20 protein-coding genes are annotated in these 20,006 nt (G+C 45.2%); 14 read left to right on the forward strand and 6 right to left on the reverse strand.

The genetic code is table 11. The features are described 5' to 3' along the window. Positions 1 to 10 precede the first annotated feature (10 nt). From GGR02_RS10365 to GGR02_RS10380, 4 genes are all read right to left on the reverse strand, one after another. Complete coding sequence (locus GGR02_RS10365; RefSeq protein ID WP_183184658.1) at positions 11 to 1,264, reverse strand: hypothetical protein; 1,254 nt, start codon at positions 1,262 to 1,264, stop codon at positions 11 to 13. Further along, positions 1,261 to 1,470, reverse strand: coding sequence for a DUF2249 domain-containing protein (locus GGR02_RS10370; protein WP_003397432.1), 210 nt, complete (start codon positions 1,468 to 1,470; stop codon positions 1,261 to 1,263). Before GGR02_RS10370 ends, GGR02_RS10365 begins: the two co-directional genes overlap by 4 nt. A gap of 5 nt (positions 1,471 to 1,475) precedes the next feature. Further along, positions 1,476 to 1,706 carry a DUF2249 domain-containing protein gene (locus GGR02_RS10375; RefSeq protein ID WP_183184659.1) on the reverse strand — a complete coding sequence of 77 codons (231 nt, stop codon included), beginning with the start codon at positions 1,704 to 1,706 and terminating at the stop codon, positions 1,476 to 1,478. A 78-nt stretch (positions 1,707 to 1,784) separates the two neighbouring features. Further along, positions 1,785 to 2,477, reverse strand: a complete 693-nt coding sequence (locus GGR02_RS10380) for a Crp/Fnr family transcriptional regulator (RefSeq protein ID WP_183184661.1) — start codon at positions 2,475 to 2,477, stop codon at positions 1,785 to 1,787. Between the two features lie 190 nt (positions 2,478 to 2,667). On the opposite strand from GGR02_RS10380, the gene GGR02_RS10385 reads away from it, so the two are divergent. Continuing rightward, positions 2,668 to 5,028, forward strand: coding sequence for a nitric-oxide reductase large subunit (locus GGR02_RS10385; protein WP_183184663.1), 2,361 nt, complete (start codon positions 2,668 to 2,670; stop codon positions 5,026 to 5,028). A gap of 82 nt (positions 5,029 to 5,110) precedes the next feature. Here the strand turns inward: GGR02_RS10385 and GGR02_RS10390 are convergent, their stop codons facing one another. Then, complete coding sequence (locus GGR02_RS10390; RefSeq protein ID WP_183184664.1) at positions 5,111 to 5,254, reverse strand: hypothetical protein; 144 nt, start codon at positions 5,252 to 5,254, stop codon at positions 5,111 to 5,113. 126 nt (positions 5,255 to 5,380) lie between these two features. Here GGR02_RS10390 and GGR02_RS10395 point away from each other — a divergent pair, with 126 nt between their 5' ends. The 3 genes from GGR02_RS10395 (at position 5,381) to GGR02_RS10405 (ending at position 7,463) form a co-directional block, all read left to right on the forward strand. Continuing rightward, positions 5,381 to 5,614: a DUF2249 domain-containing protein gene (locus tag GGR02_RS10395; protein WP_183184666.1), complete on the forward strand. Its 234-nt coding sequence runs from the start codon at positions 5,381 to 5,383 to the stop codon at positions 5,612 to 5,614. 70 nt (positions 5,615 to 5,684) lie between these two features. Then, a complete protein-coding gene (locus GGR02_RS10400; RefSeq protein WP_221210803.1) occupies positions 5,685 to 6,302 on the forward strand; it encodes a molybdenum cofactor guanylyltransferase in 618 nt (205 codons plus the stop codon). A 60-nt stretch (positions 6,303 to 6,362) separates the two neighbouring features. Continuing rightward, complete coding sequence (locus GGR02_RS10405; RefSeq protein WP_183184667.1) at positions 6,363 to 7,463, forward strand: TIGR04053 family radical SAM/SPASM domain-containing protein; 1,101 nt, start codon at positions 6,363 to 6,365, stop codon at positions 7,461 to 7,463. 46 nt (positions 7,464 to 7,509) lie between these two features. Here GGR02_RS10405 and GGR02_RS17565 read toward each other — a convergent pair whose 3' ends face one another. Then, positions 7,510 to 7,644: a hypothetical protein gene (locus GGR02_RS17565; protein WP_260175068.1), complete on the reverse strand. Its 135-nt coding sequence runs from the start codon at positions 7,642 to 7,644 to the stop codon at positions 7,510 to 7,512. Positions 7,645 to 7,918: 274 nt separating this feature from the next. On the opposite strand from GGR02_RS17565, the gene GGR02_RS10410 reads away from it, so the two are divergent. The 10 genes from GGR02_RS10410 to narI all read left to right on the forward strand — a co-directional run bounded on the left by GGR02_RS10410 (position 7,919) and on the right by narI (position 19,977). Beyond that, positions 7,919 to 9,097: a nitrate/nitrite transporter gene (locus tag GGR02_RS10410; protein ID WP_183184669.1), complete on the forward strand. Its 1,179-nt coding sequence runs from the start codon at positions 7,919 to 7,921 to the stop codon at positions 9,095 to 9,097. 113 nt (positions 9,098 to 9,210) lie between these two features. After that, positions 9,211 to 10,521 carry a NarK family nitrate/nitrite MFS transporter gene (locus tag GGR02_RS10415; protein WP_183184670.1) on the forward strand — a complete coding sequence of 437 codons (1,311 nt, stop codon included), beginning with the start codon at positions 9,211 to 9,213 and terminating at the stop codon, positions 10,519 to 10,521. A gap of 66 nt (positions 10,522 to 10,587) precedes the next feature. Further along, positions 10,588 to 11,340 carry a molybdate ABC transporter substrate-binding protein gene (modA, locus tag GGR02_RS10420; protein WP_229706181.1) on the forward strand — a complete coding sequence of 251 codons (753 nt, stop codon included), beginning with the start codon at positions 10,588 to 10,590 and terminating at the stop codon, positions 11,338 to 11,340. 2 nt (positions 11,341 to 11,342) lie between these two features. After that, positions 11,343 to 12,041 (forward strand): molybdate ABC transporter permease subunit, encoded by a 699-nt coding sequence (modB, locus tag GGR02_RS10425; RefSeq protein WP_183184671.1) that lies wholly within the window; start codon positions 11,343 to 11,345, stop codon positions 12,039 to 12,041. Continuing rightward, complete coding sequence (locus tag GGR02_RS10430) at positions 12,022 to 13,065, forward strand: sulfate/molybdate ABC transporter ATP-binding protein (protein ID WP_183184672.1); 1,044 nt, start codon at positions 12,022 to 12,024, stop codon at positions 13,063 to 13,065. Before modB ends, GGR02_RS10430 begins: the two co-directional genes overlap by 20 nt. Before the next feature lie 100 nt (positions 13,066 to 13,165). After that, complete coding sequence (locus tag GGR02_RS10435; protein ID WP_183184673.1) at positions 13,166 to 13,573, forward strand: hemerythrin domain-containing protein; 408 nt, start codon at positions 13,166 to 13,168, stop codon at positions 13,571 to 13,573. Between the two features lie 19 nt (positions 13,574 to 13,592). Next, the gene (locus GGR02_RS10440; protein ID WP_183184675.1) at positions 13,593 to 17,237 is read left to right on the forward strand and encodes a nitrate reductase subunit alpha; all 3,645 of its coding nucleotides are present in this window, start codon (positions 13,593 to 13,595) and stop codon (positions 17,235 to 17,237) included. Then, positions 17,227 to 18,741 (forward strand): nitrate reductase subunit beta, encoded by a 1,515-nt coding sequence (gene narH / locus GGR02_RS10445; protein ID WP_183184676.1) that lies wholly within the window; start codon positions 17,227 to 17,229, stop codon positions 18,739 to 18,741. The genes GGR02_RS10440 and narH overlap by 11 nt, the downstream gene beginning before the upstream one ends. 5 nt (positions 18,742 to 18,746) lie before the next feature. Continuing rightward, a complete protein-coding gene (gene narJ, locus GGR02_RS10450) occupies positions 18,747 to 19,271 on the forward strand; it encodes a nitrate reductase molybdenum cofactor assembly chaperone (protein ID WP_183184678.1) in 525 nt (174 codons plus the stop codon). A gap of 13 nt (positions 19,272 to 19,284) precedes the next feature. Next, complete coding sequence (narI, locus tag GGR02_RS10455) at positions 19,285 to 19,977, forward strand: respiratory nitrate reductase subunit gamma (protein WP_183184679.1); 693 nt, start codon at positions 19,285 to 19,287, stop codon at positions 19,975 to 19,977. Positions 19,978 to 20,006: the final 29 nt, after the last annotated feature.

Here is a 20,006-nt window from a genome sequence, read left to right on the forward strand (position 1 = left end):
TTTTCCTCCCTTATTTCCGCAATACGGAGATGATTGCTCCTGCAAACAAAATGGAAAAAATAACCATTCCGCCTTGCGCGGCATAAAATAACGGCAAGCTAGAAACAACAAGCGCTAGGATGACACCGACGAAGCTAACGAAAAATAACCCGCAGGTAAAAACAGTCCATTTTTCATTTATCATTTGCTTTAACGTCGGTACGTTTTCTTTGCCGATTTTTTGGCTATAGCAGTGCGTCCACCATAAAAACGGCACGATTTTATATAAATAGCCGACAATGCTTAAAATAATCCATCCGAAAAGATATCCGTATATAATCACGCCAAAACCGGCCGTATTTCCTATGATCGCGAACAGAAAAGCGAATCCATGTAGGCAAAGCGCGATAGCGATTGCGAAAAGCGCAAATAAAAACGGACGATCTAATTTTTTCTTGACCCGCTTTCGCAAAATCGTTACGATATGGTAACTAAATAGTGCAAACCCAAGCAACAAAAGTCCTGTTCCGCTAGCGAAAAGAGTAGAACTGTTCGTTAAAAAGCTGAAAAAGGTAATGGCGAGCCCGCTGACGTAAATAGCGTACACGTAGCGTGCAAGCGTCATCGAAAATCCGTGTGCCAACGAAAACATCGGCACCATTTTGTAAGAAAAGCCGATAATAAGCAACGTAAACCATCCGGCAAGTCCTAATAATAGATGTGTCTTTAGCATGAACAAATGGTCTGCTATTTCGCTGCCGCTAAAAAAATGAAACGAAAGCGCTATTCCTAAAGAAACCGTCAATAGCAAGCAAAAAAGTGCTGTGCTGACAAATAACGTCATGATGTTTTTTGCCGGTTGTTTTTTAAGCGTCATCACCATTTGGATGAAAAAAAGAACAAACCCGAGCGCAAGCAACAAGCCAGCGAAAAACACGAACTCCATTTTCCAAAGGAAACTAATCGAAAGCAGAAAAATGCCAAGCGCGGTGACAAAAAATTGCACAAACCCTAACGTTTCGTTCCAAATTGGCGTTAAAAAGGCGACTGGAACGAGCTGATACATCGCGCCCATCGCGATCATTAACGCCCAACCGAGCACTGCTAAATGCATCGCCGCCCATACGCTAGGGATACGAAACGCCCCTTGAACGAGCGATGTGCCTGAAACAAGCAAAATCGCTTCAGAAGCGATGAACGCAACGACGCCAAATAAAATAAAAGAAAACGGCAAGCGAATATTTGTTTCATACGTTTGTTGTGTCGAAGGAAACATCGTCGTCATCCCTTTGTAATCGTAATTTCAAAGCTCCCGTCCTCGCGCTCTTTCGTTTCATAAAGATAGCCAAGTTCATCAAGCTGTTCGTATAAAAACATCGGGCGGCGGTCGTTAATAATCGTTAACGTTTCTCCTTTAGGAAGCGTTTCTAATGCTGCAAGCGTCCGCATCATCGGTTGCGGTGGCTCTAATCCACGATTATCTAATATCATCGTTCTCACCCCTGCTTGACAAACGTCACTTTCCAATGTTTTTTGTCGAGCTGTTCTGCTTCATACGTAAACCCTTTTGCTTTCATGACCGCAAAAAGTGGGACAGGTTTAAACGGTGCATGCAAAATAAACGTATCACCCGCTTCGAGCGGTTGAACAGCGGTCATAATTTTTTGGAACGGCTCCAACTTTTTTTGCAAATCTTCACGAACATCCAACTCCACGATTTTTCCCATCGCGCTCACCCTTTCATGATCTTTTCACTTTCTATGATAGTGATTTTCACTCATGGGTATTGTGATCTCTGTCACATATTATAAAAAAATCTCCTTTTCCAATTTTTCTGCATCAATTAAGTAATAGCCATTGTCATCAATATCGATCAGTCCTTTTCGCTTCAATTGGCTGAGCGTGCGACTAATCGTTTCGCGCGATGTGCCAATCATATTGGCGAGTTCGCGGTTTGTAAAATGCGTCGTTAAGCGGTGAAAGCGTCCTTGCAAGACCGCATTTGTTTTTGTCAGTCGCAATAACAGTAAAATAATTTGTTCGTACGTATTATGGAGAATTTGTTCTTCTAGACGGTTTTGCAAGTCGATAATTTTTTCTCCCATCACGCGAAATAGTTTCATGCATAATTCAGGATAGCAAATAAGCGTCTGTTCAAATTCGGCGATTGGAATGGCAATGAGCGTTGCTTCTTCCATCACTTCCGCATGAGCCGGATAACTTCCTCGACGGAAAAAGCCAGCGTGCGGGAACATTTCTCCTGTTTGCAAAATCGACACAATTTGTTCTTTGCCGTTAATATCCGTTTTATAAATTTTTACCGTTCCTGATTGAATAAAAAAGACGCGTTCAAGCGGCTCTCCTTGCATAAAGACGAACGTTCTCGGTTTGTAGACACGTACTTGAGAAATTTTCACGATTGAGTCAAGTTCTTGATCGGATAATTCCCGAAAAAGCGCGACATTTTTCAGCCTTGTTTTAATCCAATCATTCGTCATATCATCCACTCCTTATGGAATTTCTAAGCAAAATTTTACGTTGTTTTCTAATGAGAAGCTGTGACATAAATCATAACTTTTTGTGAACGTGTGACGAAAATCATAGGGAACGTTTGCGATACCTCACATAACGCAAGTTTTTTCAGCGCTACAATGAGAACGAAAGGAACGAAAAGGAAGGTGGAGGGATATGGAAATAAACCGGAACGTTCGCGCATCGGTCGCTCGTTCAACACAAAACAGCTTTTTAAAGTCTGTCTTAATTTTTACTATTTTAATCAGTTTTACCGTTCTATTAGTCGGCGGATATTGGATTTTTAAAGAAATGGCACCGCGCCCGAAAGAAGTCCGCAGCGAGAGCGGGGAAGTGTTATTGACAAAAGAATCGATTATCGGCGGCCAGTCGGTGTTCCAAAAATACGGGTTGATGGATTATGGAACGGTTCTCGGGCACGGTTCTTACATGGGACCTGACTACACTGCCCAAGCATTAAAAGTGTATACGGAAGGAATGCAAGACTATAAAGCAAACGAATTGTACCATAAGCCATTTAAGCAACTATCGAGCGATGAACAACAAATCGTTCGCCAAAAGGTCATTAAAGAAATGAAAAAAAATCGCTATAACCCTGTAACAGATGTGCTCGTTTTAACGGATGCGCAAGTGTATGGATTAGAGCAAGTGCGTGATTACTACAAAAACGTATTTACAAACGGTGATGGCTGGGGATTGAAAAAAGGGCTTATCCAAGAAAGCCATATGCCAAAAAGTGGTCGTGCTTGGGTAGCGGATGGCGACCAAACGAAACAAATTGCAGATTTTTTCTTCTGGACCGCATGGCTATCAAGCACGTTGCGAAACGGGGATACGATTACGTATACGAACAACTGGCCATATTATGAAGATGCTGGAAATACGATGTCGTTCTCGGCGATTTGGTGGAGTGGGGCAAGTGCAACGATTTTAGTGTTATTTGTTGCGATCATTTTATTCATTCAGCACCGCTATCAGCTTAGTATGCAAGAAGCGTATAAAGACGGTCAATTCCCGATTATCGATCTACGCAAACAGCCGTTAACTGCTTCGCAAGTAAAAACAGGGAAATATTTTGCGGTTGTTTCGGTTTTATTCTTCGTTCAATCGATGTTCGGAGCGCTATTGGCGCACTACTACGTTGAGCCAGATAGCTTTTTTGGAATCAAATGGATTCACGACATCCTGCCATTTAATATTGCCAAAGGGTATCATTTACAGCTAGCAATTTTCTGGATTGCTACTTCATGGCTAGGGATGGGGATTTTCATTGCACCGCTTGTCGGTGGCTACGAGCCGAAAAAACAAGGGATGCTTGTCGATGTACTGTTCTGGGCGCTCGTTGTGCTCGTCGGTGGAAGTATGCTCGGTGAATGGCTAGGAGTGAACGGATATTTAGGAAACAAATGGTTCTTATTTGGTGATCAAGGGTGGGAATATATTGAATTAGGTCGTATTTGGCAAATTGTATTAGTTGTCGGCATGTTGATTTGGTTGTTTATTGTGTATCGTGGGATTAAGAGCGGATTGAAACGTGAGAGCGATAAAGGCGGGTTAATCCACTTGTTATTCTACTCAGCAATTGCTGTTCCGTTCTTTTACGTATTTGCCTTCTTTATTAATCCGGATACAAACTTTACGATGGCGGATTTCTGGAGATGGTGGATTATCCACTTATGGGTAGAAGGAATTTTTGAAGTATTTGCCGTTGTCGTCATCGGATTTTTGTTAGTGCAGATGAAATTGGTGACGAAAAAATCGACCGTTCGTGCGCTTTATTTCCAATTCATTATTTTGCTTGGCAGCGGCGTCATCGGAATCGGTCACCACTATTACTACAACGGTTCAGCGGAAATTTGGATTGCTCTTGGTGCAGTCTTCTCTGCGCTAGAAGTGATTCCGCTTACGTTGCTTGTCCTTGAGGCGTATGAGCAATACAAAATGATGCGCGACGGTGGAGTCGACTTCCCGTATAAAGCGACATTTTGGTTTTTAATTTCGACAGCGATTTGGAACTTAGTCGGTGCAGGGGTGCTCGGTTTCTTAATTAACTTGCCGGCTGTTAGCTACTTTGAACACGGACAATTTTTAACACCGACGCACGGCCATGGCGCGATGATGGGCGTGTACGGGATGTTCGGTATTGCTGTATTGCTTTATTCGCTTCGCAACATCGTCAAACCAGAAGCGTGGAACGACAAATGGCTTAAATTCGCGTGCTGGATGTTAAACATTGGGCTTGCTGGAATGATTGTTGTGACATTGTTGCCGATTGGCATTATGCAATTGAAAGAAGCGTTCTTGCACGGCTACTGGGCATCGCGTTCGCCAGACTTTCTAAAACAAGACATCGTGCAACGTTTACTTACGCTTCGGGCAATTCCAGATACGATTTTCTTGGTCGGCGTCATTACGCTCATGGTCTTTAGCGTGAAAGCGTTGTTCCATTTGCGCAAACCGACCCATCAAGAAGAACAAGCACTGCCAGTTCCGGACTTAGCGAAAGAAGTGGAATAAACGTACAAAGTTGTCCTAAGAGCGGTTGCTTTTAGGGCAACTTTTTATTTTTTAAAAAAAGGAGGTTCGCCGTCCTCCTTCGCTACTGTTTTTTTATGTCTTTTTTCTCGTAGCACTCAAAGCAATACAACGTTTCTTTTTCGCCGCTGATGACGCCGTTTAAAAAGCCGGATAAACAATGAATCGGTTTACCGCACTTTGCACAAAAGCCGACGAACTCTTCCAAGGGCTATTCCCCTTTCAAACGTGTTGAGATTTTTCATAACGAACTGTGACGTCCATCACTTCATGGACAACATCTAGCCGCTATGATGTGTATATAAATCATTATACTATAAAGGAGGTTCGTTTTATGAGCCAATTTGCCGCAAAAATTTATGCGCCTGCATATGAACCGAAAGATAGACATCCAGCGATTTTTCGTTTATTTGACAGCTTAAAATCAGGAGAAGTGATGGAGCTAACGAACGATCATGACCCGCGTCCACTTCATTACCAATTTATGATGGAACGAGAAGGACAGTTCACATGGGAATATTTAGAAGAAGGACCAGACGTCTGGCGTGTCGCTATTGGAAAAAAATAAAAAAGAAGATGGTTCCCGATTTAACGGGAACCTTTTCTTTTTTCGTTTGACATGGTAAAGTGAAACAAAAATGGACGAGGTGATTGAGGTGTTTCGAATGGCTGGGGCGATTTTAGCGGGCGGAGAGTCACGCCGCTTTGGCAGCCCGAAGGCGTTTGCAAAGCAAAATGGCGTGTATTTTTTTCAACGCGCGGTTGAAGCGCTGCGTCCATCTGTCGAAGAACTGTATATTGTCAGCCATCCGACGCTTGTGGCACGCTTTCAACAAGAAACAAACGAAAAAATAATCGTCGATGACGAAAAATACCGCGGCCAAGGCCCGCTTGCCGGCATTTATACCGTTATGAAGCAAATGGAGGCAGACTGGGTATTTGTCCTTCCGTGCGATATGCCATACATAACGGAACGAACCATTCGGAAGATGGTTTCTTTCATCGATGATTCGTTCGATATCGTCGTTTCTGCTCATTTCGGACGTATTCAACCGCTTGTTGGCGCATACCATCGTCGAGTGGTTGGCGATATGGAACAACTGTTGATGGCGGGAAATAACCGGATGTTTTTATTGCTAGAAAAACGTCGCGTTCGCTATGTGAATGAAACGGATTTTTCCGAAGAGGCACGCGTTTTTCACAACATAAACGACGCAACAGAATATGGCGATATTGTGACAGAAAAAGAGTTGTGATGAACATCACACGCCTCCTCTCCCCGAATGATTTACAATGGAAACGAGGAGGGGAAAGCTGTGCGAGACTTTCAACAAAATCCATTTATCGTTATTTGGGAACTGACGAGAGCCTGTCAGTTAAAATGCCTTCATTGCCGGGCGGAAGCGCAATATCATCGCGACCCGCGCGAATTGACGTTGGAGGAAGGCAAAAAGTTAATCGATGACATTTATGACATGGAACAGCCGCTGCTTGTGTTTACCGGCGGAGATCCGTTAATGCGGCCGGACGTATACGATATCGCGAAATATGCGATCGATAAAGGATTGCGTGTTTCGATGACACCAAGTGCGACGCCAAATGTGACGAAAGAGGCGATTCGTAAAGCGAAAGAAGTAGGATTAGCGCGTTGGGCGTTTAGCTTGGACGGGCCAACGGCTGAAATTCACGACCATTTTCGCGGAACGAGCGGCTCGTTTGATTTAACGATGAAAGCGATTCAATATTTGCATGAACTAGATATTCCGATTCAAATTAATACCGTTATTTCCCGCTACAACGTGCATGTATTAGATGAAATGGTAGCGCTTGTCGAGAAGCTCGGCTGCGTGCTTTGGAGCGTCTTTTTCCTCGTGCCGACGGGGCGTGGAAAAGAAACAGATATGATTTCGCCAGTAGAACATGAAAAAGTGTTTCATTGGCTATATGAAACAAGTAAGCGCGTACCGTTTGACATTAAAACGACGGCAGGACAACATTACCGACGCGTTGTTTTGCAGCAAAAAATGCGAGAAAAACAAACAACCGGCGAAATTCGGTATGAAGATGTGCTGATGAAAGGGCTCACTGGTCAAGTCGACGGGCTTGGACGAGCGCCAAAAGGGGTAAACGACGGCAACGGGTTCGTGTTTATTTCCCATATTGGCGACGTGTATCCGAGCGGCTTGTTGCCGGTAAAAGCAGGGAACGTACGAGAAACGCCGCTCGCTGAGATTTATCGTAACTCGCCGATTTTTCAAGACTTGCGCAATCCAGACAAATACAAAGGAAAGTGCGGTGTCTGTGAGTTTCGCTACGTTTGTGGCGGTTCGCGGTCACGGGCGTATGCGGTCACAGGCGATTATTTAGAAAGCGAACCGTTTTGTGTCTACATTCCAAAAGCATTACGGAAAAACTGACTCGAATGATGGGTCAGTTTTTTTTATATTCCTTCAGGCGTGTTGATTAACCATTAAAAACCAGTTGAAATCGCTCTATTCCTAGCTTTTCTGCCGTAGTCGGCAAGCGAACCGCTTGCCGACTGGGCATGCTGTACGCATGCCCTCCTCGAACAATGAACGCTTTGCGGGCAAATGACATTTGCCCGCCGGCGTTCTTGTTCGAGGGAAGAGGCAGAAAAGCTTGTGTTCAGTCAAATGATTCTGTGTTTTTAGTAAAATAATGGATAATCAACACTCGTGATATTCCTTCCTTTTTTCGCTCACACTGTAATTAGTGACGGCCCTCACATTTTTTTAACAAATATGTGACAGCGTAAAAAACTGTGATAAACTTCACAAATTTTCTTCCGTGAATTCCGTATGATGATGGTGACAACAACGCCTAGGGTTGTTGAAGAGGAGGGGAAAGGGACATGAGGTTAAAAGAATTTTTAAAAGTTGGGCATTTGCCGACACTGCTTTCATCTTTCTTCTATTTCGACGTTAGTTTTATGATTTGGGTCATTTTAGGAGCGACAGGGACGTTTATTGTGGAAGATTTAGGGTTGACTCCTGCGCAAAAAGGAATGATGGTCGGAATCCCGGTGTTAGGAGGAGCAATCCTTCGCATTCCGATGGGATTGTTAGCCGATCGGTTCGGTGGAAAAAGAATTGGTATTATCGGTATGTTGTTGACGATGGTTCCACTTCTTTGGGGCTGGCTGTTGGCAGATAGTTTGCCACAAATTTATGCGCTCGGTCTTTTGTTAGGGGTAGCAGGAGCAAGTTTTGCGGTAGCGCTACCATTAGCAAGCCGTTGGTATCCGAAAGAACATCAAGGGTTGGCAATGGGGATTGCTGGAGCAGGAAACAGCGGTACTGTATTGGCGATGTTATTCGGTCCACGCATTGCTGAAGCATATGGTTGGAATAGTGTATTCGGTTTGGCGCTTATTCCGTTACTCGTTGCGCTCATTGTCTTTATCCTTTTTGCGAAAGATTGTCCGACAGCGGTTAAACCAACGAAAGTATCCGAATATGCTCGCGTCATCAAAATGAAAGAAACGTGGCTGTTCAGCTTTTTCTACAGTTTATCGTTCGGCGGATTTGTCGGCATGACGAGCTATTTAACGTTATTCTTTTTCGATCAATACGGCGTCAGCAAAGTCACGGCTGGCGATTTCGTCACACTTGTTGTATTTGCCGGCAGTTTTGTTCGCCCAATTGGCGGGTATTTAGCGGATAAATACGGAGGAATGAATTTGCTTGTTTGGTTATTTATCGGTGCGACGATTACGTTGACGATTGTCGGTTTTCTTCCGCCAGTTTACGTCGCATTATCGCTTTTATTTGTCACACTTATCTTTTTCGGAACAGCAAACGGGGCATTGTTCCAAGTCATCCCGAACGTTTTTCCAAAAGAAGTCGGTTTGCTCACGGGATTTGTTGGAGCGGCCGGCGGATTAGGCGGATTCTTTTTGCCGAACATTTTAGGCACATTTAAGCAATGGACGAATTCGTATTCGTACGGATTTTGGTGGGTCGCCGCTACGATGTTAGTTGCCGTCTTGTTCATGAACTATTTACGAAAAAAAGTAAATGAACTGCACTAATTTTTTAACATTATTTGAACAATATAATTTTGTGATGAAAGTTACATTTTTTTCTTTTCATGTTTTCTATGATGAAAACAAAAGGAATGATTTTAAAAAAGGAGAGACGAAAAATGAGTGAAACAACAAAGAAAAAAGGGAGAATCGGTTCTTACTGGAATCCAGAAGATCCAGTGTTTTGGGAAAAAGAAGGGAAACGGCATGCAAGACGTAACCTTTGGATTTCTGTTCCGACATTAATGCTTGCCTTTATCGTTTGGCAAATTTGGTCCGTTGTTGCGGCGCGCTTAAACGATATTGGGTTCCATTTTACGCAAAGCCAATTGTTTACATTGGCAGCGGTTCCAGGGCTTGTCGGGGCAACGCTTCGTTTTGTATATACGTTTGCCGTTGGTAAGTTTGGCGGAAGGAACTGGGTAGTGTTTTCGACCGGTATTTTGCTTTTGCCAGCAATTGGTGTAGGATTAGCGGTGCAAAATCCGGACACTCCGTATGGGGTAATGTTATTGCTTGCTGCGCTTTGTGGGCTTGGCGGCGGAAACTTTTCATCTGCACTTGCAAACATTAGTTTCTTTTATCCGAAAAAAGAAAAAGGAACGGCGCTTGGGATTAACGGTGGATTAGGAAATATGGGGGTATCGGTCGTTCAGTTCGTTACTCCGCTGATCGTTACTGCTGGGGTGTTTGGCGCTATTGGCGGTGAGGCGCAAGTATTGACAGATGGAACAAAAGTATGGTTACAAAACGCTGCATTTATTTGGGTCATTCCGATTATTGTATTTACGATTATCGCTTATTTCGGAATGGATAATCTTCCGAACGCAAAACAGTCAGTCGCAGAACAGTTCGTCATCGTCAAACGGAAACATACATGGATTATGACATGGCTATATATCGCGACATTCGGTTCGTTTATCGGCTATGCGGCAGCGTTCCCGCTATTATTAAAATCGCAATTCCCTGAGCACGTATCGCTCGCCTTTTTAGGTGCCTTTTTAGCGGCAGCCGCTCGTCCAGTCGGTGGTTGGTTATCTGACAAACTTGGTGGTGCACGTGTAACGACATATGTCATTGTTACAATGGGGCTTGGTGCAGCCGCAGTCATGTACTTTACATTAGAAAAACAATTTGTCGGCTTCTTAATTTCGTTCTTAATTTTGTTTATTGCAGCAGGCGCAGGTTCTGGTTCGACATTCCAAATGATTCCAATCATCTTCCCGCCGAAGGAAGCAGCGCCAGTGCTTGGATTTACCGCAGCGTTTGCAGCATATGGCTCGTTCTTCATTCCGAAGTTGTTCGGATGGGCAGCGCAAAATACAGGAACACCAATTACAGCGTTTTATTTCTTCATTGCGTTTTATGTTGTATCTTTCATTTTAAACTGGTACTATTATGCTAGAAAGAATGCCGAAATTAAATGCTAATGGGAAAAGGGAATATCGTTAAACGATATTCCCTTTTTTCTGAACGGCGACAGAGGGGGAAATCGTTTGCGAAAAGGAATTGTTTTTATGATGCTTTTAAGTTTGTTGATGGGGGCATGCGCTGCAAAAACCGACCCACCTACGTTGAAAGTGGCGGCTGCGGCCGATTTAACGCTCGCTTTTCAAGAAGTCGGAAAGCGGTTTGAAGCAAAGACGGGGACGCGTGTCGTTTTTTCGTTCGGCTCGACGGGACAGCTGGCGGAACAAATTGAAAACGGTGCGCCGTTTGATGTATTTGCTGCTGCGAACGTTCAAGCGATTGACAAGCTGACAAAAGAAAAACTCGTTGTGCCGGAAACAGCTCATGTGTATGCGTTAGGTCGCATCGGCATCGCGACGAAATTGAAATCGGTGCAAACGTTGAACGACTTATTAAAAGATGACATTAAAAAAATTGCCATCGCGAACCCTGACCATGCGCCGTACGGATTAGCAGCGAAGCAAACGTTGCAACATGCAGGAATTTGGGAAAAAGTTCAACCGAAAATTGTATATGGCAAAAACATCGCCGATACGCTTGCATACGTAGAATCAGGAAATGCGGAAGCAGGCATTGTGGCGCTGTCGCTTATGAAGACGAGCCACGTCGATTTCCATCTTATCAAAGAAGCGATGCATGCCCCAATTCAGCAAGCGGTGGCAGTAATGACAGCAACAAAACATCGGGAGGAAGCGAAGCAATTCGTTGCCTTTCTACGCAGCACGGAAGGACAGGAAATCATGAAAAAATACGGCTTTTCGCTTCCAAAGGGGAAATAATGGTGGAGTCGCTCGATTTATTCCCGCTCTTTTTATCGCTTAAAGTAGCGACGGCAGCGACGGTGCTTGCCGCACTGATTGGCATTCCAATCGCTTATTACTTGAGTCGTTCCCACGGAAAAGTCGCTGATTTCATCGATGCGCTGACGACATTGCCGGTAATTTTGCCCCCGACCGTGCTTGGGTATTATTTGCTCGTTCTGCTTGGTCGGAAAAGTCCGATTGGAAAGTTTTTAGAAGAAACGTTCGGGATAACGATTGTATTTACACCAGTTGGTGCAGCGATTGCGGCTTTCGTTGTCGCTGTACCGTTTTTAATTAAATCGTCGCGTGCTGCTTTTGCTAGTATTGATCCTAATTTGATACGTGCTGCTAAAGTATTGGGGCGCTCAGATATAAATATTTTTTTTGTTGTCATTCTTCCGCTTTCTTGGCGCGGCGTAGCGTCTGGGATTATGCTTGTCTTTGCCCGAGCGCTCGGTGATTTTGGCGCCACGTTAATGGTCGCTGGTAATATTCCGAACGAAACGTTAACAATGCCGGTAGCCATTTACGACGCGTTGCTTGCGGGCAACCATCGGTTAGCGAATGTGCTTGTTATCATCATGACGAGTGTGTCTGTGTTGCTATTATATGTGATGAGGCGCATCGAAAAACGTATGGTTCGAGGAGATGGAGCACATGCTGCACGTAAACATTAAAAAAACGTTTCCTCATTTTCTATTAGATGTTTCCTTTACCGCGGAAAAAGGGATTACCGCCATTTTAGGACCGTCTGGATCAGGGAAAAGTTTGACGCTGCAATGCCTCGCTGGGCTTGAAACACCAGATGAAGGGATAATTACGCTAAATGACCGTCCCTTTTTCGATGCGGGGCAACGAGTAAACATCAAACCGAGAGAACGAAAAATCGGCTATATGTTTCAAAATTATGCGCTTTTTCCTCATTTAACGGTTAAGCAAAATATCGCGTTTGGATTGAAAGGAAAACCGAAAGCAGAAGTAGAAGAAAAAGTGGAAAAGATGCTAAAAAACATGGAGTTAGAGCGATACGGAGACCGCTATCCAGCGGAATTGTCCGGCGGGCAGCAACAGCGGGTCGCTTTAGCGCGCGCGCTTATTATTGAGCCGGATGTTTTATTGTTAGATGAGCCGCTCTCGGCAGTCGATCCCTCCATGAAAGAAACGCTAGAGCAACAGCTGCTCACATTTATTGACAAACATTTTTCCGGCGTGGTGCTATTAGTCACGCATAACCTTGAGGAAGCGGACCGGTTATGCGACCGATGGATTATTTATCATAACGGAAGCGTTATTCAGTTAGGGGCAAAAGAAGAAATATTGGCTCGACCTGTGAACGTAACGGTCGCTCGAATGCTCGGATATAAAAATATTTTTCCTGTTGCAAACATTCGTCCAGTTGACCAAGGTGTCATTGCTGTTGTTGGAGATAGCGAGTTATTTATGAAAGCCACTTCTCCATCTTCTTTCGATTTTGTCGCGATTCATTACGATCATCTTATGTTTGTAGAAAACGAGTGTGTCAATACGTTTGATTACGACATCGTGCAAACAAAAACGAGAATGAACGTTGTGGAAGCGATTTTAGAAACGAAACATTTTCAATTGCAAGTAAAAGTCCCAAGAAAAGAATGGTCTTCCTTTGGGCAAACAAAGAAAAAAATACATCTCCCACCAGAACATTTATTTTTTCTTGAAAAATAACAAGATGGCTTAAAGAGCCGTCTTTTTTTTATGGATTAATGGAATAATTACTAAAAAAATAGAAAAACTGTATAGGTAGGAAAGAGGAAGGAGTGAGGAGATGTCCGGACCGTCGCTGCGACAATTAGACGCCCATCGTTCCATACATGACGGTGCCTTTATCGAGGCAAAACATTTAACCGATTTACTCGAAAAACTATACGAGGAAAAGAAAAACGACGCATTACAAGAAGTAGCGGATACGCTTGTCGAACATTGGGAAATGCGTGTGCTCGCCCATGCTCAGTCGGAAGAAGAAGGGTTTTATAAGGAGAAGTTAGAGGGAGAGCCACAGCTAGTAGAAATAATCGCCATGCTGAAGCGTGACCATGATTTGTTGCGTATGATTGTGGCGGAGATTAAACAACGAATGCAAACAGAAGTAAATCGCGACGTATTAGATCGTTTTCGCGCGTTGTTATTTATCAACGAAATTCATAGCCGAGAAGAAGAGCGACTTTTATTTTAAACAAAGAAAGGAGCTTGTTATGGAGCGACACATTTCTCCATTCATGAAAAAGTTACGCTATTTCGGAAAATCAGAAAAAATAGCCACCCATGCGGAGTTATCGCCATATGGACGCGAATCCGAGCAGCGATACCGCCAGCGTTGGCAACATGATAAAGTAGTGCGCACGACGCATGGGGTCAATTGCACTGGTTCCTGCAGCTGGAAAGTGCATGTAAAAGACGGCATTATCGCCTGGGAAACGCAACAAACCGATTATCCGACAACAGGACCTGACATGCCAGAATATGAACCGCGTGGCTGCCCGCGTGGAGCGAGCTTCTCTTGGTATACATACAGCCCTTTGCGTGTTCGCTATCCGTACGTTCGTGGGGCGCTTTTGCAATTATGGCGCGAGGCGTTGCGCCGTGAAACTGATCCGGTGGCAGCATGGAAATCGATTGTGGAAGATCCGGAGCAATCGAAGCGATACAAACAGGCGCGTGGGAAAGGGGGGTTTGTTCGCACAAGTTGGGATGAAGTGAGCACCATGATCGCCGCATCCCTGCTACATACAATCCAACAATACGGCCCTGACCGTATTTTTGGGTTTTCGCCGATTCCAGCGATGTCGATGGTCAGTCATGCGGCAGGGTCGCGATTTTTAAATTTGCTTGGTGGAGCGATGTTAAGCTTTTATGATTGGTATGCCGATTTGCCGCCAGCATCGCCGCAAATATGGGGCGAGCAGACGGACGTTCCGGAAAGCTCTGACTGGTTTAACTCCAGCTATATGCTCATTTGGGGCTCAAATTTGCCACAAACGCGAACGCCGGACGCTCATTTTTACGTCGAAGCGCGCTATCGAGGGACGAAAGTGGTTGCCGTTAGTCCAGACTACGCGGAATTTGTTAAATTTGCCGATCAATGGTTGGCGGTGCAGCCAGGGATGGATGGAGCATTAGCGATGGCAATGACGCACGTCATTTTAAAAGAGTTTTACGTGGACAAACAAACGGATTACTTTATGGACTATGCAAAAACATTTACCGATTTGCCGTTTCTTATTCAACTAAAGCAACAGGGGGAAGGGTATATCGCTGATCGTTTTTTACGTGCAAGCGACCTTGGCATGTCCGTGACGAATGCGGAATGGAAACCGGTCGTATTTGACGAGCAGTCCAACGAATTTGTCGTGCCGAACGGAACGATCGGTCACCGTTGGGAAGAAGGCGGAAAATGGAACTTAGATTTAGAAGGGGTATCTCCAGCGCTGACGCTTTTAGGAAAGGAAGATGCGCTCGTTACCGTTCATCTTCCGCATTTTGAAGCGGAGGAAAAAGCGGTGTTAACACGGTCTGTTCCTGTAAAAAAGACGAAACAAGGCACGTACGTCACCACGGTATTTGATTTGCTGCTAGCGAAAATGGGGGTTTCGCGCGGTCTTTCTGGCGATTATCCGACGGACTATGACGACCTAAAGCCGTATACCCCTGCTTGGCAAGAGGCGTTCACTGGTGTCGATCGCCATGTTGTTGCTCAAATTGCCCGTGAATTTGCCCAAAACGCCGTCGATTCGAAAGGGCGTTCGATGATTGTCATGGGCTCAGGGATTAACCATTGGTACCATTCCGACGCCATTTACCGAGCGATTTTAAATCTTGTTCTCTTAACCGGCTCTCAAGGCGTGAATGGCGGCGGCTGGGCGCATTATGTTGGACAAGAGAAAGTTCGTCCGTTAGAAGGATGGCAAACGGTCGCGATGGCGCGCGACTGGGGCGGACCGCCGCGGCTGCAAAACGGAACATCGTTTTTCTATTTTGCGACAGAGCAATGGAAATATGAAGATCAAACGATGGCTGCGCAAATTTCGCCGTTAATCACGAACCCGCGTTATGAGCACGGCGGGGACTATAACTATTTAGCGGCTCGGCTCGGCTGGCTTCCGTCGTATCCGCAATTTAATGCAAACATGATTCGCCTGTTCGATGAAATAAAAGCAAGTTCGAATGAAGATGCCATTTCTTCGATTGTCGAGCTCATTCGTCAAGGAAAGCTTCAGTTTGCGATCGAAAATCCGTCCGACCCAGTCAATTTTCCGCGGGTGTTGTTTGTTTGGCGGGCAAACTTAATTGGCAGTTCAGCCAAAGGGCATGAATACTTTTTAAAGCATTTGCTCGGCACGCACCATGCGAACTTAAGTGAACAAAATGAACAGCTAAAAACGAATGACATCACATGGGAAGCCGATGTCTCGGAAGGAAAGCTCGATTTAATGATTAACGTTGATTTCCGGATGAGCGGGACAGGACTGTATTCCGATATTGTCTTGCCAGCGGCGACGTGGTACGAAAAATACGACATTAGCAGCACCGATATGCACCCGTTCGTGCATCCGTTTAATCCAGCGATTGCCCCGCCGTGGGAAGCAAAATCCGACTGGGACTGCTTTAAACAATTAGCGAAAACGTTTTCTGAGTTGGCGAATAAATATTTTCCAAAGCCAGTAAAAGACGTTGTTGCAACACCGTTATTGCATGATACAAAAGATGAAATTGCCCAGCCATTTGGGACGGTAGATGATTGGAAACAAACCGGTAGTACCCCAGTTCCAGGGGTGAATTTTCCACGTCTTCATATTGTCGAGCGCGACTATACAAAGGTGTACGACAAATTTATTGCACTTGGCCCAATGGTAAAAGAGCAAATCGGAGCAAAAGGAATGGGGTGGGAGGCAAAAAAAGAATATGAGTGGCTGCTCGATGCAAACGGCGCGTCTCCGTCATTTCGTGATTGTCCAAGTTTAGTGAGCGACCGCAACGTTGCGGAAACGATTTTAGCGCTATCGAGCACGACGAACGGTTCGTTGGCGTTAAAAGCGTGGAAAGCGGCAGAAACGAAAACAGGACGGAAACTAAAAGATCTTGTTGAAGAGCGGGCGGAAGAACATATTACGTTTCAAACGATTACCGCTCAGCCAAAGCAAGTATTATCGACGCCGGTTTTTAGCGGCAGCGAAACAGGCAATCGACGCTATTCGCCGTTTACAACAAATGTCGAGCGGCTCATTCCGTGGCGCACGTTGACAGGGAGACAACATTTTTACCTCGATCATGAAGTGATGATCGAATTCGGGGAAGAGTTGCCGACGTTTAAAGCACCGCTCCGAAAGCTTGCTTTCTACGACCACGACCACCGCCCGCAAGTGAATGGAAAAGAAATTTCCCTTCGTTATTTAACGCCGCATTTTAAATGGTCGTATCATAGCACGTACGGGGATACGTTGCCAATGTTAACGATGTTCCGCGGTGGACCGCACGTATGGATGAACAAAGATGATGCAAACGAAGTGGGGATTACGGATAACGATTGGCTGGAGATGTATAACCGTAATGGCATTGTTGTCGCGCGAGCAGTGGTGACGCATCGCCTGCCGCGTGGGGTTGCGTTTATGTACCATGTGCAAGAACGGCACATTAACGTTCTAGGTTCGGCGATTAGTCATTTGCGTGGCGGAACGTTTAATAGCCCGACGCGTATTCACGTCAAACCGACGCAAATGATTGGCGGCTATGCGCAATTAAGTTACGGCTTTAACTATTATGGACCGACCGGCAACCAACGGGACGAACAAGTCATCATTCGTAAGCTCGATAAAGGGGAGGTGAATTGGCTTGAGGATTAAAGCGCAGTTTGGCATGGTCATGAATTTAGATAAATGTATTGGCTGTCATACGTGCAGCATTACGTGCAACAATACGTGGACGAACCGACCTGGGGCGGAATATATGTGGTGGAACAACGTGGAAACAAAGCCGGGGATTGGGTACCCGAAAGAGTGGGAGAATCAAGATCTCCGCAAAGGTGGCTGGGTATTACGTGATGGAAAATTAGAGCTTCGAGCAGGCGGACGTGTGAATAAGCTGTTAAACATTTTTTACAATCCAGACATTACGCCGATTGACGATTATTATGAACCGTGGACGTACGACTACGAAACGTTAATCAATAGCCCTGAAAAGCAGCATCAGCCTGTCGCGCGCCCAAAATCACAGTTGACAGGCGAATATATGGAGCTGACGTGGGGACCGAACTGGGAAGATGATTTAGCCGGCGTCCACGAAACAGGAAAACGTGACCCGAACGTCAGAGGAATTGAGGAAAAAGTAAAATTTGAATTCGAGCAAACGTTTATGATGTATTTGCCGCGCATTTGTGAACATTGTTTAAATCCACCGTGCGTGTCTTCCTGTCCGTCGGGGGCGATTTATAAGCGGGACGAAGACGGAATTGTGCTCGTTGACCAAGAAGCGTGCCGAAGTTGGCGGTTTTGTATGACTGGTTGCCCATACAAAAAGGTGTATTTTAACTGGAAAACGCATAAAGCGGAGAAATGTACGTTTTGTTTTCCAAGAATTGAAGCGGGGCTTCCGACCGTTTGTTCGGAAACGTGCGTCGGTCGCCTTCGGTATATCGGGCTCGTCTTTTACGATTTAGATAAAGTAGAGGCTGCTGCTTCTGTAACAGACGAAAAGCAGTTATACCGCGCCCATTTAGATGTATTTTTAAACCCAAATGACCCAGAAGTAATCGCCGCTGCTCGTCAGGCGGGATATAGCGAAGATTGGATTGAAGCAGCGCAGCGGTCACCTGTGTATAAGCTCGCTGTCGAGCAACAAATTGCCCTTCCGCTTCATCCAGAATATCGAACGTTGCCGATGGTATGGTACATTCCGCCGCTTAGTCCGATGATGGGGGCGTTTGAAGGGACAGCGGATGTCATTCACCCGCACGTCATGTTTCCGGCAATTGACCAAATGCGCATTCCGATTGAGTATTTAGCGAATTTATTAACGGCTGGCGATACGGAAGTGATTCGCACCGTGCTCAAAAAAATGGTAGCGATGCGCAGCTACATGCGGGCAGTGAATCTAGGGAAAGAACCGGATGTAAGCGTGCTAGAGCGAGTAGGTATGACGGAAGAAATAGCGAAAGAAATGTACCGCTTGTCTGCTGTCGCAAAATATTCCGATCGCTACGTGATTCCAACTTCCCATAAAGAGAAGGCACAACACTTATTTTTTGAACAAGGTGCTGCTGGCTATGGCGAGATGGGCGGTTGTTCGGACTGTGCGGTCGGCTATGACATGTCGAGTTTTCATCAGTTAAATAACGAGCAGTGGGGGTGAGGAAGATGAGGGAACATCAGAAAATTTTTATGCTCGCATCATGTTTTTTACAATACCCAGAGGAGTTGGAGCTAGCTGTCATAGAGCAAGAAGTAGCATCGTTGTGCCACGACACGGTCCGGAAACTGTTTTTGCAGTTTCTGGACTATATAAAAACAACTGCACTTAGTGAGCGATGTGAAGTATACGTTCGCACGTTTGATTTTAGCGAACAAACGACGTTGTATTTAACGTATCATGCATTGGGAGACGAAAAAGAACGGGGGCAGTTGTTTATTCAGTTAAAAGAACAATTTCGGCAAGCAGGTTTTCCGTTAGTGGAAGAGGAATTGCCGGATTATTTGCCGCTTGTTTTAGAGTTTGCGGCGATTGCCCCGATGGAAGAGGCGCAAAAAATGCTCTCGTTTCATAAAAAAAATATTGACAAGCTCGCCGAACAGCTAAAAAATGCCCACCATCCGTACTATGCTGTTATCGGTGGGTGTGCACTTGCGATCGATTCGTTTTTGCAGGAGAAAAAAGCATCGTAAGGGAGGAAACGTGGTGAGTGCGATCGACCAATTTTTTTGGCTCATTTATCCATACATGATGCTCACATTGTTTGTTGTCGGGCATATTTATCGCTACAATACCGACCAGTTTGGTTGGTCGGCGAAATCAAGCGAATTTTTAGAATCAAGGCAGCTTCGGTGGGGAAGTGTATTGTTCCATTGGGGCATTGTGTTTGTTTTTTTCGGACATGTGGCTGGTATTCTTATTCCGAAGCCGTTTTATCGTGCGGTTGGGATATCGGATGAAATGTATCATTTTGGAGCGGTATGGTTTGGTGGAGCAGCAGGGATCGCGACCGTTATCGGGATTGTGCTTTTATTTTGGCGGCGGTTAACGGTGCGGCGCATTTTGCAAAATAGCAAAACGAGCGATTTTGTCGTGCTTGGCTTGTTAACGGTGGTGATTATGACAGGATTTACGAATACGGTCGGCTATACGGCCACGGGAGGAGCGTTTGATTATCGGGATACGATTGGTCCGTGGTTTCGCGGCATTTTAACGTTTCAGCCATATCCACAGCTGGTGAGCGCGGCGCCGATTGGCTTTCAAGTGCATATATTGGCGGCGTTTTTGTTGTTTGGCATATGGCCGTTTACCCGGCTCGTGCACGTATGGAGCGTCCCGCTTACGTACTTGAACCGACACTATGTAGTGTATCGTCGCATGAAGGCAAAAAAATTATAAACAAGGAGGGTGTCCCAAAAGTAACGGGC

It is taken from the genome of Anoxybacteroides voinovskiense (genome assembly GCF_014196205.1).
Classification (GTDB): domain Bacteria; phylum Bacillota; class Bacilli; order Bacillales; family Anoxybacillaceae; genus Anoxybacteroides; species Anoxybacteroides voinovskiense.

What these genes read in the sequence shown, in the direction of transcription:
- GGR02_RS10365 (WP_183184658.1), bottom strand. Translation starts at nt 1,264, where the DNA reads ATGACGACGATGTTTCCTTCGACACAACAAACGTATGAAACAAATATT.
- GGR02_RS10415 (WP_183184670.1), top strand. Translation starts at nt 9,211, where the DNA reads ATGAGTGAAACAACAAAGAAAAAAGGGAGAATCGGTTCTTACTGGAAT.
- GGR02_RS10385 (WP_183184663.1), top strand. Translation starts at nt 2,668, where the DNA reads ATGGAAATAAACCGGAACGTTCGCGCATCGGTCGCTCGTTCAACACAA.
- GGR02_RS10400 (WP_221210803.1), top strand. Translation starts at nt 5,685, where the DNA reads ATGGACGAGGTGATTGAGGTGTTTCGAATGGCTGGGGCGATTTTAGCG.
- GGR02_RS10375 (WP_183184659.1), bottom strand. Translation starts at nt 1,706, where the DNA reads ATGGGAAAAATCGTGGAGTTGGATGTTCGTGAAGATTTGCAAAAAAAG.
- narJ (WP_183184678.1), top strand. Translation starts at nt 18,747, where the DNA reads ATGAGGGAACATCAGAAAATTTTTATGCTCGCATCATGTTTTTTACAA.
- GGR02_RS17565 (WP_260175068.1), bottom strand. Translation starts at nt 7,644, where the DNA reads ATGTCATTTGCCCGCAAAGCGTTCATTGTTCGAGGAGGGCATGCGTAC.
- GGR02_RS10435 (WP_183184673.1), top strand. Translation starts at nt 13,166, where the DNA reads ATGTCCGGACCGTCGCTGCGACAATTAGACGCCCATCGTTCCATACAT.
- GGR02_RS10440 (WP_183184675.1), top strand. Translation starts at nt 13,593, where the DNA reads ATGGAGCGACACATTTCTCCATTCATGAAAAAGTTACGCTATTTCGGA.
- GGR02_RS10380 (WP_183184661.1), bottom strand. Translation starts at nt 2,477, where the DNA reads ATGACGAATGATTGGATTAAAACAAGGCTGAAAAATGTCGCGCTTTTT.
- GGR02_RS10395 (WP_183184666.1), top strand. Translation starts at nt 5,381, where the DNA reads ATGAGCCAATTTGCCGCAAAAATTTATGCGCCTGCATATGAACCGAAA.
- GGR02_RS10430 (WP_183184672.1), top strand. Translation starts at nt 12,022, where the DNA reads ATGCTGCACGTAAACATTAAAAAAACGTTTCCTCATTTTCTATTAGAT.
- GGR02_RS10410 (WP_183184669.1), top strand. Translation starts at nt 7,919, where the DNA reads ATGAGGTTAAAAGAATTTTTAAAAGTTGGGCATTTGCCGACACTGCTT.
- GGR02_RS10370 (WP_003397432.1), bottom strand. Translation starts at nt 1,470, where the DNA reads ATGATATTAGATAATCGTGGATTAGAGCCACCGCAACCGATGATGCGG.